Here is a 15,131-nt window from a genome sequence, read left to right on the forward strand (position 1 = left end):
GCCAAAGTCGCCTTGATCACGACCGGCAGGCCTTGATCAGCGTCGCCACCTCCTTGGAGACGGCCGTGGCGAACAGGTCGAGGTCCGGGACCGCCTCACCGTCGGCGACGAGGCCGTAGTGCACGCTCCCCCGGTACGTCGAGACCGCGACGGCCAGGGAGTGGCCGGGGGCCAGCGGGGCGAAGGGGAAGACGGCGGTGAGGGGGTGGCCGCCGAGCTTCAGGCCCAGGCTGGGCAGGGGCACGCTGGTCACCAGGAGGTCGAACCAGATCCGGGCCGCCTGGCCGACCAGGGGGCCGCCGAGCCGGTGGGCCAGGGCGGGTACGTGGTCGGCGAGCAGGGCGACGGCGCCCGCGCCCCGGTTGGGGCCGGCGTCTTTGTTGCGGTCCATGGCGTCCCGGACCGAGGCGAGGCGGGCCAGCGGGTCCGGGTCGTCCACCGGAAGCCGTATCAGGTACCCGGAGAGCCGGTTGCCCTGCGGGTAGGCGGTCCGGGGGCGGCGCTTGGAGACGGGGATCAGGGCGCGGGGCGCGACCCCCTCGCTGCCGTCGCCGCGCTCGTCGAGCCAGCGGCGCAGGGCGCCCGCGACGACGGCGATGAGGACGTCGTTGACGGTGCCGCCGACGGTCTTGCGGATGCGGTGCACGTCGTCGAGGTCGAGCACCACTCCGGCGGTGCGGCGGGTGCCGCTCGGCTCGCAGGTGAGTGCGGGGGTGGACCGTACGTCGAGGGAGGAGCGGGCGACGGAGGCGCCGATGTCCAGGGCCCGGCTCATGTCGGACAGGGCGCCGCGCATCAGCCCGGGCAGATCGCGCACGTCCGGCAGGACGCCGCGCGGGGGCTCGGCCGGGCGGGGCCGGGGGGCGGGCATGTCCATCGGGTCCATGACACCCGCGGCGAGGGTCAGCGCCCGCAGTCCGTCGGCCAGGGCGTGGTGGAACTTGAACAGCACGGCGAAGCAGACGCCGTCCTCCCCCGGCAGCACATGGGCTTCCCAGGGCGGGCGGTCACGCTCCAGGGGGCGCTCCATGAGCCGGCCCGCGACCGCCTGGAAGTCGGCGGTCGGGGCGTGCAGCCGCACGTGGTTCAGGGGGTCGAAGTCCGGGTCCTCCTCGCGGGCCGCGCCGCCGAAGGCGAGCGGCCGGCGCAGGGCGGAGGGCAGCGGCTGCCACACGTCGCGGATGCGCATCCGCAGTCCGGGGACGCCGGCGGCCCGGGCCGCGAGCAGGTCCGCCGCGTGGGCGCCCGCGGCGGGCGAGTGGGCCGAGAAGATCCCGAGCGCGCCGAGGTGCATCGGGTGTCCGGCGGACTCGATGTTCCAGAACGCCAGGTCGAGAGGAGCGAGCAGGTCAGCAGTCAAGGGCTTGCCTCGCGTCGACGACGGGTGGGTCAGCAGTCAACCGCCCCCAGCCGATTACGGTCAAGTACGATCAGGCTACGCACAGTTAACATCCGATTAAGTCCCGCCCCGGTGAAAGGGGCGGGACTTATGGTGCATGTGCGGTCAGTCCAGCACAGGTCGCGCCGCCGGGCACCCGGTGGGAGTCACCCGGGAGGCGTCACGGATCAGCGCATCGTGCGCGGCCTTCAGCCGGGCCGTGTCGGGTTTCAGCACCGCGCGGTCGTAGGTGAGGAAGCCGTTCAGCTCACCCTCGACGTCCGAGATCTGGGTGTACACGGCACCGTTGCTCCCCTTGCAGACCAGCGCCCGAACCTCGTCCAGCTTCTCCAGGTAGTCCTCGGTGTAGGTCGCCGGGTCGACGTCGACGTACGACTGCTGCACCGACCAGGCGTGGCCGGGCACCGCCAGGCCCAGGCCGCCGTACTCGCCGCTGACCAGGGCGCGCTCGCCGTCCGGCCGGGGAGGCAGCGCGGGACTGGGGTAGCCGTGCTCGTCCATGAGGTCGCCGGTGCCGCCGTCGGCGCCGAGGTTCAGCCCGGACTGGCCGTTGACGAGGCGGGTGGGGTCCCAGGTCTTGGCCTGCTCGGCGACCCGGCCCACGTCGTACTGGCCCCAGCCCTCGTTGAAGGTCACCCACATGACGACCGACGGACTGCTGATGTGCTCGTCGATCATCTGCTTCATCTCGCGCTCGTAGCGGGCGCGGGAGTCGGCACCGGGGTTCACTCCGGCCGTCATCGCGGGCATGTCCTGCCACACCAGCAGCCCGAGCTTGTCGGCCCAGTGGAACCAGCGGTCCGGCTCGACCTTGATGTGCTTGCGGACCGAGTTGAAGCCGAGCCGCTTGTGCACCTTCAGGTCGTACGCGAGGGCCTCGTCGGTGGGTGCGGTGTGCAGGCCGTCGGGCCAGTAGCCCTGGTCGAGGGTGGCCATCATGAAGACGGGCTTGCCGTTGAGGACCGTGCGGGGCACCCCGTCGATCTTCTCGACGGCGATGGAGCGCATCCCGAAGTAGCTGCCGACCCGGTCGGCGCCCACCTTCACCTTGAGCGTGTAGAGGAAGGGGTCGTCGGGCGACCAGAGGTGCGGGTCGTGGACGGTCAGGGTGAGCGGCCGGCCGGTGCGCCCGCTCGCCGTGGCCACCTTGCGCCGGCCGTCGTACGCCGTCGCCGTGACCGGTACGCCGTCCCGGACGCCCCGGGCCTCGACGGTCAGCTTCTCGCCGGCCACGTCGGGAACGAGCTTCAGGGAGTCCACGTGGTCACGGGCCACCGGCTCCATCCACACCGTCTGCCAGATGCCGGAGGACGGGGTGTACCAGATGCCGCTCGGGTCCAGGCGCTGCTTGCCCAGCGGCGGGTTCTCGCCGGAGGCAGCGTCGGTCGGGTCGTACACGCCGACGATCAGCTCCTGGGTGCGGCCGGGCTTGAGCGCGTCGGTGATGTCGGCGCCGAACTTGTCGTAGCCGCCCTCGTGTGTCGCGACCTCGGTGCCGTTGACGTACACCGCGGAGCGCCAGTCGACGGCGCCGAAGTTGAGCTTGAGCCGCTTGCCGGAGCCGATGTGCCAGTCGGCGGGGACGGTGAAGGTGCGGCGGTACCACATGCGGTCCTCGTGCCGTTCGATGCCGGAGAGCCGGGACTCCACCGGGTACGGGACGAGGATGCGCTCCTTCAGCGTCTTCCCGACGGGCGGCTGCTCGCCGGGCTCGGCGGCGGCGAACTGCCAGTGGCCGTTGAGGTTCTTCCAGGCGTCCCGGGTCAGCTGCGGGCGCGGGTACTCGGGGTGTGCGTTGCCGGGGCCCACCTCGTCGGCCCAGCGGGTGCGCAGCTGGTGCGTCGAGCGGTTGGGGCCGCTGGTCCAGAACGCCTTGACAACGTTGCCGTCGGCGTCGGTGAGACCGCCTCGCCCGTCGTAGCGGATGTCGGCCGTGCCGCGGGCCGTGCCCGTCTTGTTGCCGACGACCGGCTCGTCCAGGGCGACCAGGAGGGCGGTGGGGTCGGACGGGTCGAGCCGGGCCGGGCCCAGGGGCCACGCCGCGCCGCCGATCACCGCGTCGAGGTGGTCGCTGAAGTCCGCCGGGGGTGCGGTCAGGGGCTGGGCGAAGTCGAGCTTCAGGGTGCGGCCGTCGGCCTGGACCGTGGCGGCGAGGGCTCCGTCGTAGTCGAAGCCGTCGGGGAGGAGGAACGCCGACTGCGGTACGGGCTCCTTGGCGGCGCCGGGCCGGGTCCAGCGCAGGTGGAGGTTGGAGCCGCCGTAGTGCTCGAAGTACTCGACCTCGATGTCGTAGGCCCGGCCCGCGGTGAGGTCGACGGGCCGGGCGGTCTGCTCGCGGTCCCAGTCGTCGACCCAGTGGTCGATGGTGAGCTGTCCGTCGATCCAGAGGCGGAAGCCGTTGTCGGCGGTGATCGAGAAGGTGTGCGGCCCGGTCCGGTCCGGGACGATCTTTCCGGTCCAGCGGACGCTGACGTCGTCGGACCGTCCGGTGGTGAATCTCAGGCGCGGCTCCAGGTTGTCGAAGTCGAGGTCCTGGTCGAAGGTCGTCGCCTTGAGGGTGTGGAAGTCGAAGGAACCCGGGGCGGAGTGGGTGTAGTACTCGCCCTTGAGGCCGTGGATCTCGGCCGGGTCGTCCGCGAGGGCGGGGACCGCGCTCAGGCCCGTGAGGGCGAGGAGCGCGGCGAGCAGTAACGCGAGGCGGTTTCTGAGGCGTCGGGGACGCACGGAACCTCCATGCCAACGTTGTCATGTATAAGACGAAGGCATGACAGCACGGATCGGGGACTTCGTCCATAGGCAGGACAAAGTCCCCGGGCCGCTCCCGCTCAGGTGACCAACTGCCCCTTCCCCAGGGCGATCACGCCGCCCTTGGAGACCGTGTACAGCTCCGCGTCCCGCTCGGGGTTGACGCCGATGGTCGCGCCCGGCGGAACCTGGACGTTCTTGTCGAGGACGGCGCCGCGCACCACCGCCCCCCGGCCGATGTGCACGTTGTCGTGCAGCACCGAACCCTGCACCACGGCTCCCGGGTCGACCACCACACCCGGCGACAGCACCGACCGTGTGACCTGCCCGCGCACCAGGCAGCCCGCGCTGATGATGGACTCACTGGCGATGCCGCCCGCGTTGAATCGGGCCGGCGACAGCTGGTACGAGTGCGTGTAGATGGGCCAGCTGCGGTTGTACAGGTTGAAGGCGGGGCGCTCGGCGATCAGGTCCATGTGGGCCTCGTAGTAGGCGTCCAGCGTCCCGACGTCCCGCCAGTAGCCCTGGTCGCGGGTGGTCTCGCCGGGCACGTGGTTGGCGCTGAAGTCGTAGAGCGCGGCCTCGCCCCGGTCGGTGAGCTGGGGCAGGATCGAGCCGCCCATGTCGTGCACCGAGGACTCGTCCTCCGCGTCCCGCTTGAGCGCCTCGATGAGGGCCTTGGTGGTGAAGATGTAGTTGCCCATGGAGGCGAAGACGCAGTCCGGGTCGTCCGCCAGCCCGGGCGGGTCCGCCGGCTTCTCCAGGAAGCGCTCCACCGTCTGCCCGTCCGAGCCGGGGGTGATCACCCCGAAGGACGAGGACTCGGTGCGCGGCACCCGGATCCCGGCCACCGTCACGCCCGCGCCGCTCTCGATGTGCTGGGCGAGCATCTGGCGAGGGTCCATGCGGTAGACGTGGTCGGCGCCGAAGACGGCGACGTACTCGGGCTGCTCGTCGTAGACGAGGTTCAGCGACTGCAGGATCGCGTCGGCGCTGCCCAGGTACCAGCGCGGGCCGAGGCGCTGCTGGGCGGGCACGGGCGTCACGTAGTTGCCCAGCAGGTTGGACATCCGCCACGTGGTCGTGATGTGCCGGTCCAGCGAGTGCGACTTGTACTGCGTCAGGACGCAAATGCGCAGGACGCCGGCGTTGACCAGGTTGGACAGGACGAAGTCGACCAGACGGTAGGTGCCGCCGAAGGTCACCGCCGGTTTGGCTCGGTCCGCGGTGAGGGGCATCAGCCGCTTGCCCTCGCCGCCCGCCAGCACGATCCCCAGGACCGAAGGACCACCACCACGCATGGCCGCTCCCCTCACGCCGATTTCCCGATGCCTGCCCCTGAGCAGTACCCACTAAGCCTGTTTGACGATCTCCTCGTAGAGCCGGACCGTGCGCCGGGCCACCGCGTCCCAGCCGAACTCGCCGACCGCGCGCTCGCGACCGGCCTCGCCCATCCGCCGGGCGGCCGCCGGGTCGGCCAGGACGGTGTCCATGGCCCGGGCGAGCCCCGCCTCGAAGCCGTCGCCGGGCGGGACGAGCAGCCCCGTCGTGCCGTCGTCCACGACCTCGGGGATGCCGCCGACCGCCGAGGCCACCACGGGGGTGCCGCAGGCCATCGCCTCCAGGTTCACGATGCCGAGCGGCTCGTACACCGACGGGCAGACGAACAGGGCGGCGTGCGTGAGGAGCTGGATCACCTCCGGGCGCGGCAGCATCTTCGGGATCCAGAACACCCCGTCGCGGACCCCGCTCAGCTCGCCGAACAGCTCGCGGAACTCCTGGTCGATCTCCGGCGTGTCCGGTGCGCCCGCGCACAGCACGACCTGCGCGGCCGGGTCGATGTCCCGCACCGCGCGCAGCAGGTGGGGCACGCCCTTCTGCCGCGTGATCCGGCCGACGAACAGCACGTACGGGCGGGAGCGGTCCAGGCCGATCCGGTCCAGGGCGTCCGTGCCGTGGTCGGACCGGTACAGGCTTGTGTCGATGCCGTTGTGCACGACGTGGACCTTGTCCGGATCCAGCGCGGGGTAGCAGCCGAGGATGTCCTCGCGCATGGCCCCCGAGACGGCGATCACGGCGTCGGCGGCCTCGATCGCGGTGCGCTCGGCCCAGCTGGACAGCTCGTAGCCGCCGCCGAGCTGCTCGGCCTTCCAGGGGCGCAGGGGCTCCAGGGAGTGCGCGGTCATCACGTGCGGGATGCCGTACAGGAGCTTGGCGAGGTGGCCGCCGAGGTTGGCGTACCAGGTGTGGGAGTGGACCAGTTCGCGGCCTTCGAGGGCGGCGGCCATGGCGAGGTCGACGGAGAACGTGCGCAGCGCGTCGTTGGCGCCGTCGAGCGCGGACCAGGGCCGGTGGCGCAGCACGCCGTCGGCGCGGCCCTCGCCCCAGCAGTGCACGTCCAGGTCGACGAGCGGTCTGAGCTCGCGGGCGAGGAACTCCACATGGACGCCCGCACCGCCGTACACATCCGGCGGGTACTCCCGGGTCAGCAGTCCGACGCGCACCCGCAACTCCCTGCTCTCAGCGGCCGTTCCCTTTCATGGTCACCCAGAAGGGGCGCGTGGGGAAGAGCGGGGCGGCCTCGGGAAGCAGCAGTCGCCGCAGACGCCCCCTCCGGGCACCCGGTAGTACAGGCAGCAGCTGCGGCGCCGGAACGCGGTACCGGTGAGGGTCCCGGCGCCGGCGAGCACGGGGTGTGCGAGGAGTTCGGCGGCCAGGGACCGGGCCCGGGCGGCGACGTCCCTGCGGCCGTGCCGCCCGGCCCAGCGGTCCAGTTCCCGGGCGGCACCGGCCAGCGCGGAGGCGGCGTTGCCCCGCAGCAGGCCCGGGGCGAGGCCGTGGTGGGCGCGCAGGGCCGCCGCCAGCGGGACGAGGTGGCCGTGCAGGACGACGTCCGCGAGGGAAGGGGCATCCCCGGACAGCGGCGTCACCTCCCGGAGCCACAGGTCGTCGGGGGCGCTGCCGTCGGCGTCCCAGTGCAGCAGCCGGGCGTCGAGGTCGGGGACCCGGCCGTACAGCGCGGCGCAGCCGAGGGCGATCGACCAGAGACGGGCCGCGAGCCCCTGGTGGGCCACGGACGCCGCGACGCGCAACTCCGGGGCGCGCAGGGCGGTCGCAACCTTTCTGACGCGAAAAATCAGGGGATTTACCGACACATCCGGTGACGTGGCGGCGTAGGCCTGTGCGAGAGTGGGAAGGGACCCCGCCGGTGCCCGTTCCGTGCGCAGCACGAAGAAGCCGGCGAGCGGGCGGAGCGCGGCGAGGTCGGGGTCGAGGTCCACGAACAGCAGTAGTACCAAGGCCCCTAGGGGACGTGACCCGGTGGCCCCCCCATCGGACTCACCCACCCTGGGGATGACGGGTTTCTCCGCGTACTCCACCGGCAGTAGGACCCAATGAGTGCTCAGGGACGACGACGGGAAGACCTGGACACGGCAGGGTGTTGGTCATGAAAGCCCACCTTTCGCCGCGCCGGGCCGAGCGCCCCCGCCTCACGCAGAGGAGCAGCCGATGAGCGCCCTCGCGTTGTCCGTCCTGCTGTCCCTCGTCTCCGCGTTCGCCTACGCGGGCGGGGCGATCGTGCAGGAGCGGGTGGCGGAGTCGTCGCCGGGCGAGCAGTACGCGCCGCTGCGGCGGCCGGGCTGGTGGGCGGCGGTCGGGCTGAACGGCCTCGGCGGCGTGCTGCACGTGGTGGCGCTGGCCTACGGGCCGCTGAGCCTGGTCCAGCCGCTCGGCGCGCTGACCATCGTGGTGGCCCTGCCGATGGCGGCGCTGTTCGTCGGCCGCAAGGCCGGTGCCACGGCCTGGCGGGGCGCGATCATGGCGACGGTGGGGCTCGCCGGTCTGCTCTCCCTGGTCGCCGCGTCCGACGCGCGGTCGCTGGACACGGCACAGCGGGTGGCCGTCGCCGTCGTCACCGCGGGTGTGGTCGTGGCGCTGATGGTCGCCGCCCGGGCCGCGCACCGGCACCCGGCGGTGCGCAGCATGCTGCTGGCGACCGCCTCCGGCATCGCGTTCGGCATGTCCTCGGTGTTCACCAAGACCGTCGCGGTCGACTGGACCGGCGGTGTGTCGGCGGCGGACGTGCCGTCCCTCGCCGTGATCGGCGTCCTGGCCACGGCCGGCATGCTGCTGTCGCAGGCCGCCTACCGGGGCGCCGGCCTCGCGGCGCCGCTGGCCACGCTGACGGTCGTGAACCCGGTGGTGGCGGCCGCGGTCGGCATCACGATGTTCGGAGAAACCTTCCGCTACGGCACGGCGGGCACGGTGCTCGCGCTGGGCTGTGGCGTGGTGGCGGCGGGCGGCCTGATCCTCCTGACGACGGAGCGGCTCACGCACGAGCAGCCGGACGCGGTTCCCGCCAGGCCTGCGGAGGCGCCGGGCGGAGCGGGTGCGCGGTCCCTGCCGGCCGAAGGCCCGCGCCGGGTGCCGGAGCGGGCGGGCCGGGTCGGCCTCTCCGAGCCGGTGGGCGGCCCGGAGAGCACACGCGACGTCCCCGGGCAGGTCCCTGCCGGGGCGCAGGCCGGGCTACGCGTGGAGGACGTCCTCGTGCGGAAGCCTGTGACGACGGCGGTGCTCGTGCCGGGGACGGGCGCTCCGACCGCGGTGATCGTGCCGAGGCCGGACGAAACGGCGGGCGTGCGTGTGCCGGAGCCGGTGGCGGCGGCGCCCGTGTCCGGAGCGGACGCACCGGCCGCGGTGATCGTGCCGAGGCCGCAGGCGACAGCCACGGTCTCCGTGCCGGACACACCGGCCGCCGTGCTCGCGCCAAGGCCGGAGGCAGCGGTGGATGTGCTCGCGTCGGAGCCGGTGGCAACAGCCGTACCGGACACAACGGCCGCCGTGCTCGTGCCGGGGCCCGGAGCAGCGGCGACCGGCGGGGCGGATGCCTCGTACGAGGGCGGGGAGCCGTCGGTGGCGGCGGCCTCCGACGACGATCGCCCGCTCTCCTACGTGCCCTTCTACGGCATCCCGTACGTCCCGTTGCCCGTGATCGACCGGCACCGCATGCGTGTCAGATCCTGACGCCGCCGGCCCGGAGGTACGCCACCGGGTCGACGTCCGAGCCGAACCCGGGCCCCGTCCGCACCTCGAAGTGCAGATGCGGGCCCGAGCTGTTGCCGGTGGAGCCGGAGCGGCCGATGCGCTGGCCGGCGCTGACCGACTGCCCGTCCCGCACGGAGATCGCGGACAGATGGGCGTACTGGCTGTAGCGGCCGTCTGCGTGCCGGACCACGACCTGGTAGCCGTACGATCCGCCCCATCCCGCGCTGACGACGCTGCCCGACGCGACCGACTTGACCGTCGTGCCGGTGGGCACGGGGAAGTCGATGCCGGTGTGGTAGCCCTTCGACCAGGAGGAACCCGCCTTGCGGTAGGGCGTCCCGAGGGAGGCGTTGACGGGGGCGACGAAGCCCTGCCGGGTGGCCGTCGACCGGTCCGCGCGCTCCCTGCTCTCGTCCTTGGACCGCTCCTTGGGCTGCGCCTTCGGCCGTTCCTTGGCGCGGTCCTGGGCCGGCTTCTTCGTCGAGGGCCTGGCCGACGGTGCCGGCCTGTGCTCGGGCCGCGTCTTCGTCGCGCCCTCGCCGCGCAGCGCGAGGCGCTGGCCGGGCACGATCAGATCGGGGTCGGACCCTATGGCCGCTCGGTTGGCGGCGTACAGGCCCCGCCAGCCGCCCCGGACGTCCTGGTCGTCCGCGATGCGGGAGAGGGTGTCACCGCGGACGACGGTGTACATCTCGGCCTTGCCCGCCCGGGACTGCGGCGTGGACTGCGGCCGTACGTCCTCGATGGAGGTCTTCTTCTTCGTGTCCTTCTGCTTCGTGCGCTCGGTGGCCGGCCGGATGTCGGGCTCGCCACCGCCCCGGGTCAGTCCGGCCCGCTTGGAGCAGACCGGCCAGGCGCCCGGCCCCTGCCCGTCGAGGACCTTCTCCGCGACGGCGATCTGCTGGTCCTTGCTCGCCAGGTCCGCGCGGGCCGCGTAGGCCCGGCCGCCGTAGGCCTCCCAGGTCGACTGGGTGAACTGCAGCCCGCCGTAGAAGCCGTTGCCGGTGTTGATGCTCCAGTTGCTGGTGGACTCGCAGGCGGCGACCTTGTTCCAGGTGTCCACGTCCGCCGCCTGGGCGGCGCCGGTGCCCATGAACGGCAGTGCCATGCCCGCGCCGCCCGCCGTGACGGTGAGCGAGGCGCGGTTGATCCTGTTCGGCTGATACCGGCGGTGCCGGCCGCGTACGGCCATCGAAAGCCCCCCTAGACATGCGTCAGGAGGGGCAAAAGTAAGCGCTGCGAACCGGCCAGAACAAGACGGCTATCGGCCGCCCGGGAGTCCAAATGGCCGGTATGAGGCCCCTGTTGCGCGACGCACGCCACGGTGGTGCACCGTGTACGGCACACCGTGCGCCGGTGCGACGCGCGCGGGGCGCACACGTCGGCTGAGTGCGACGGGGCTCTCGTCCGTATCAGCCTGCGCGACGCCGTGCGACCCGGGCGTGCGGACGAAGTAGCGGCACGTCAGGATGGTCGACGGGGGATGCCCGCGGGCACCTCCCACCGGCAGCACCGATACCGAGGTCTTTAGGAGCGAACCGAATGAGCAGTACAGCGCAGATCGGCGTCACGGGTCTCGCGGTCATGGGCCGCAACCTCGCCCGCAACTTCGCCCGCAACGGCTACACGGTCGCGGTGCACAACCGGACGCCCGCGCGCATGCACGCCCTGGTGGAGGAGTTCGGCGGCGAGGGGGAGTTCGTCGCGTGCGAGAGCGCCAAGGACTTCGTGGCGGCGCTGGAGCGGCCGCGGCGTCTGGTCGTGATGGTGAAGGCCGGTGAGCCGACGGACGCCGTGATCCAGGAGTTCGCGCCGCTGCTGGAGCCCGGCGACATGATCATCGACGGCGGCAACGCGCACTTCGCCGACACCCGGCGCCGTGAGCGGGACCTGCGCGAGCAGGGCATCCACTTCGTCGGCATGGGCGTCTCCGGCGGTGAGGAGGGCGCGCTGAACGGCCCGAGCATCATGCCGGGCGGCCCGAAGGAGTCCTACGACTCGCTGGGCCCGATGCTGGAGAAGATCTCGGCGAAGGCGGCGGACGGCTCGCCGTGCGTCTCCCACGTCGGTCCGGACGGCGCCGGGCACTTCGTGAAGATGGTGCACAACGGCATCGAGTACGCGGACATGCAGCTCATCGGCGAGGCGTACCAACTGCTGCGGGACGTGGCCGGCTACTCCCCCGCCGAGATCGCGGAGATCTTCCGGACCTGGAACCAGGGCCGTCTCGACTCGTACCTGATCGAGATCACGGCCGAGGTGCTGTCGCACGTGGACGCGGAGACGGGCAAGCCGTTCGTGGACGTGGTGGTGGACCAGGCCGAGCAGAAGGGCACCGGCCGCTGGACCGTGCAGATCGCGCTGGACCTGGGCGTGCCGGTGTCCGGTATCGCCGAGGCGGTGTTCGCGCGGTCGCTGTCGGGCCACGCGGCCCTGCGGGAGGCCTCGCGCGGGCTGGCCGGCCCGAAGGCGAAGCCGCTGAGCGAGGCGGAGGCGCGGGCGTTCGCGGACCGGGTGGAGCAGGCGCTGTACGCGTCGAAGATCGTGTCGTACACGCAGGGCTTCCACGAGATCGACGCGGCCCGTGGTGAGTACGGCTGGGACATCGACCTCGGTGCGGTGTCCGCGCTGTGGCGGGGCGGCTGCATCATCCGCGCGGCGTTCCTGGACCGGATCCGCGCCGCGTACGATGCCCGGCCGGACCTGCCGAGCCTGCTGTCGGACACGACGTTCGCGCAGGAGATCGCGGACGCCCAGGACGACTGGCGTGAGGTGCTGGTCGCGGCCACCCGTCAGGGTGTGCCGACGCCCGGTTTCGCGGCGGCCCTCGCCTACTACGACGCGCTGCGCGCGGAGCGGCTGCCGGCGGCGCTGACGCAGGGGCAGCGCGACTACTTCGGTGCGCACACCTACCGCAGGGTGGACCGTGACGGCTCGTTCCACACGCTGTGGGGCGGGGACCGGTCGGAGACCTCCGCGTAGGCGCTGCCGCTGACGGACGTGTACGGGGCGGTGGACTGGCAGGATGTGCCGTCCACCGCCCCGTTCGTGTGCCGGGGTCAGGACAGTGGAGGTCCGGGCTCGGGGTTCGGCACGGGTTCCGGCCCCGGGGGAATCGGGGACGGGTCGGGGCCCGGCACGGGGGCGGGGCCCGGGGGCGGGGTGGGCGCCGGCGGAGGCGGGGTCGGCTCCGGGCCCGGCGGGGGCTGGGGGTTCGGCACCGGGTCGGGGTGCGGCTCCGGGCGCTGGGGATCCGGGCCCGGTGTCGGCGCCGGCGGCACGGGGTCGGGAATCGGGTTCGTCATCAGGTCCTCCAGCCAGTAGGACGGCTCCGGCTCTGGACTACCCCCGCCTACCCGGCACCCGCCTCCGCAGTCACTCCCCAGCGGGACGCGACGGGACCAGCTGGGGGTAGCGGACCCAGCGGGACGCGACGGGACCAGGTGGGGGTAGCGGAGGCGGGTGTGACGGAAACGGCCCTCAGAAACGCCCGGGGTGGGCCCTCAGCCAGTCCTTGGCCGCCGCCAGCAGATCCTGGCCGGCCGGCGAGGCGTCGTCCGGGTGGCGTTCGGCCCACTTGGTGACGTACGGGCAGAGCGAGGCCACCGCGCTGTGCTCGCGGCCGGCGAGGGCGTAGAGCTCGCGCGCGAGCGAACCGGCGATGCCTTTGCCCTCGTGGGCCGGCTCCACGATCGTGTGGACGGGCACCAGGGCGCGCTCGGGGCTGTCGAGCACGAAGTACTCGATGCGGCCGACGACGTCACCGCCGGACACGGCCTCCAGCCGGCCCGCCGCCCGGTCGTCGCGGATCTCCGGGTCGCTCATGGACACGCTCCTGTCCCCCCTGCGTCGGTCAGGCCCGAACGGCCTGCGGGCTGCGCTGCTGGTCCGAGCCGGGCACCGGCTCGGACGGGTCGGCGCCGAGGCCCACGATCCGGTTGTCGTGGTCCACGTGCACGACCCGGGGGGTGAGTGCCCGCGCCTCGGCGTCCGTCACCTGGGCGTAGCTGATGATGATCACGAGGTCGCCGGGGTGGACGAGATGGGCGGCGGCCCCGTTGATCCCGATCACACCGGATCCGCGGTCACCCTCGATGACGTACGTCTCCAGCCGGGCCCCGTTGGTGATGTCCACGATGTGCACGAGCTCGCCGGGCAGCAGATCGGCGGCGTCGAGCAGGTCGGCGTCGATGGTCACGGATCCCACGTAGTGCAGGTCGGCCTGGGTGACGGTGGCTCGGTGGATCTTGGACTTGAACATGGTACGGAACATGGAATGGCTCCCGAATTGTCTGCTCCCTGCCTGCTTTGTGCAGGTCAAGGGCGGTCTTCGGAGAGTACAACGATTCACATCTCCGGTCAGCTGTCCCCGGGTGTCTCAGGACTCACACCGACCCGTTGCTGACTTCTGTGACGCGTCATCAGGCGGACTGGCGGCCGAGGGGGACGTCTCGCCGCTGAGAACCTTCACGAAGGCGTGCGGTCGCTCCCGAGGGCCGAGCATGCGCCGATGGAGCTCTCGTTCAGGAAAATATGCGGCTCAGGACCGCCCTCGCAGACAATCTTGCGGTCATCCATTGACCGGGGCCAAGGCGCCCGGATAGAAAGATCACGACCAGGATCGCGATCGTGAGTCCGGTCCTTACAGCTCAGCCCGGGGGATTTCGCTTTGCCGCACACAGATGCACTTCGTCCTGCCCGCGTCCTCGTGGTCGAACCCGCCTCCTCCGGAGGCGCCACCCTGATCGGCGTCGCGGCCGAGATGGGACTGCGGGTCGTCGTCGCCACCGCCGACTCCGGTGACCGCCGGCTCTCCGACGCTGTGCGCGCGGCGGCCGACTCGGTGCTGACGGTCGAGACCAACGACCAGGCCGCCCTCGAAGAGGCCGTGCTCGAACTGCACCGGGCCGAGCCGTTCGAGGCGGTGCTGCCGGGCTCCGACATCTATGTGACGGCGACCGCGCGCGTCGCCGCGGCACTGGACCTGCCCGGCCTGCCCGTGGCGACCGTCGACCGGGTCCGGGACAAGAGCGTCATGCGAGCCGCCGTGGCGGAGGCCGGGCTGCGCACCCCGCGCTTCGCCCAGGCGACCACCGACGCCGAACTGCGCGCCGCGGCCGAACGGGTCGGCTTCCCCTGCGTGCTGAAGCCGGTCGCCTGCTCCGGCAGCATCCACGTCAGCCGCGCCGACGACCTCGACCAGCTCACCGCCGCGTTCCAGCGGCTCGTGACCGACCCGGAGCCCGACATGGGCAAGCTGCACGAGCACCGGGTGCTCGTCGAAGAGTACGTCCAGGGACCCGAGTTCAGCGCCGACGGCTATGTCCTGGAGAGCGGCGAGGTCACCGTCGTCGCCCTCAGCCGCACGCTGCTCGGCCCCGAGCCCGACTTCGTGGAGCTGGGCCACCTCACCCCGGCGCTCGTCGACGACGCCACCCTGAAGAACGTCGAGGCCTACGTCGGCGACGTCGTCCGCGCCGTCGAAATCACCAGCGGCCCCTTCCACTGCGAACTGCGCCTGAGCGCCGACGGTCCGGTGCTCATCGAGATCGGCGCCCGGCTTCCGGGCGACCGGATCGTGGAGCTGCTGCGGCTCGTGACCGGCGTCAGCCTGCCCAGGGTGGCCGTCGCCACCGCGCTCGGCGTCGGCCTGGAGGCGGCCGGCGTCTTCACGCGGCCGCAGGCCGAGAGCGCCGGCATCCGCTTCTTCTCCGCCGCGGGCCGCTCCTCGTACCGGGAGCTCACCGGGTGGCCGGAGCTTCAGGCACTGCCGGAAGTCACCGAGACCGCCGTGTACTTCGCGCCGGGCGAGACCATCCCGGGTGTCGAGGACTGCCGCTCGCGCCTCGGCCACGCCCTGTTCACCGCCGACTCGCCGCAGGGCGCCCTGGACCGCTGGCAGGCGCTCGGCGACCTCGTCGTCCCGGCCTGACCCGGCGGT

At 72.4% G+C, this 15,131-nt stretch carries 11 protein-coding genes; 3 read left to right on the plus strand and 8 right to left on the minus strand.

What is annotated here, in order from left to right; all coding sequences use genetic code 11:
- Positions 1-16: 16 nt before the first annotated feature.
- From HNR57_RS00850 to HNR57_RS00870, 5 genes are all read right to left on the minus strand, one after another.
- Positions 17-1,360 carry a wax ester/triacylglycerol synthase family O-acyltransferase gene (locus HNR57_RS00850; RefSeq protein WP_184554297.1) on the minus strand — a complete coding sequence of 448 codons (1,344 nt, stop codon included), beginning with the start codon at positions 1,358-1,360 and terminating at the stop codon, positions 17-19.
- Positions 1,361-1,504: 144 nt separating this feature from the next.
- Positions 1,505-4,123 (minus strand): PA14 domain-containing protein, encoded by a 2,619-nt coding sequence (locus HNR57_RS00855; RefSeq protein WP_184554299.1) that lies wholly within the window; start codon positions 4,121-4,123, stop codon positions 1,505-1,507.
- A gap of 101 nt (positions 4,124-4,224) precedes the next feature.
- Positions 4,225-5,445, minus strand: coding sequence for a glucose-1-phosphate adenylyltransferase (gene glgC, locus HNR57_RS00860; protein WP_184554300.1), 1,221 nt, complete (start codon positions 5,443-5,445; stop codon positions 4,225-4,227).
- Positions 5,446-5,496: 51 nt separating this feature from the next.
- Entirely contained in the window at positions 5,497-6,648 is a 1,152-nt protein-coding gene (gene glgA, locus HNR57_RS00865; protein ID WP_184554302.1) for a glycogen synthase, read from the minus strand.
- A 39-nt stretch (positions 6,649-6,687) separates the two neighbouring features.
- Positions 6,688-7,443: a (2Fe-2S)-binding protein gene (locus HNR57_RS00870; RefSeq protein WP_184554305.1), complete on the minus strand. Its 756-nt coding sequence runs from the start codon at positions 7,441-7,443 to the stop codon at positions 6,688-6,690.
- 211 nt (positions 7,444-7,654) lie between these two features.
- Between HNR57_RS00870 and HNR57_RS00875 the strand changes: the two genes are divergently transcribed.
- A complete protein-coding gene (locus tag HNR57_RS00875) occupies positions 7,655-9,169 on the plus strand; it encodes a DMT family transporter (protein ID WP_184554307.1) in 1,515 nt (504 codons plus the stop codon).
- Here HNR57_RS00875 and HNR57_RS00880 read toward each other — a convergent pair.
- The gene (locus HNR57_RS00880) at positions 9,159-10,382 is read right to left on the minus strand and encodes a transglycosylase family protein (protein WP_184554310.1); all 1,224 of its coding nucleotides are present in this window, start codon (positions 10,380-10,382) and stop codon (positions 9,159-9,161) included. The two genes, HNR57_RS00875 and HNR57_RS00880, sit on opposite strands and share 11 nt — an antisense overlap.
- 350 nt (positions 10,383-10,732) lie before the next feature.
- On the opposite strand from HNR57_RS00880, the gene gnd reads away from it, so the two are divergent.
- Entirely contained in the window at positions 10,733-12,172 is a 1,440-nt protein-coding gene (gene gnd, locus HNR57_RS00885; protein WP_184554312.1) for an NADP-dependent phosphogluconate dehydrogenase, read from the plus strand.
- 498 nt (positions 12,173-12,670) lie between these two features.
- On the opposite strand, the gene HNR57_RS00890 is transcribed toward gnd, so the two are convergent.
- Both HNR57_RS00890 and panD read right to left on the minus strand, forming a co-directional pair.
- Positions 12,671-13,015, minus strand: a complete 345-nt coding sequence (locus tag HNR57_RS00890) for a GNAT family N-acetyltransferase (protein ID WP_184554314.1) — start codon at positions 13,013-13,015, stop codon at positions 12,671-12,673.
- Between the two features lie 28 nt (positions 13,016-13,043).
- Complete coding sequence (panD, locus tag HNR57_RS00895; protein WP_184554317.1) at positions 13,044-13,463, minus strand: aspartate 1-decarboxylase; 420 nt, start codon at positions 13,461-13,463, stop codon at positions 13,044-13,046.
- Positions 13,464-13,898: 435 nt separating this feature from the next.
- Between panD and HNR57_RS00900 the strand changes: the two genes are divergently transcribed.
- Complete coding sequence (locus tag HNR57_RS00900) at positions 13,899-15,122, plus strand: ATP-grasp domain-containing protein (RefSeq protein ID WP_184554320.1); 1,224 nt, start codon at positions 13,899-13,901, stop codon at positions 15,120-15,122.
- The last annotated feature ends 9 nt before the right edge of the window (positions 15,123-15,131 follow it).

Source organism: Streptomyces paradoxus (assembly GCF_014202475.1).
Classification (GTDB): domain Bacteria; phylum Actinomycetota; class Actinomycetes; order Streptomycetales; family Streptomycetaceae; genus Streptomyces; species Streptomyces paradoxus.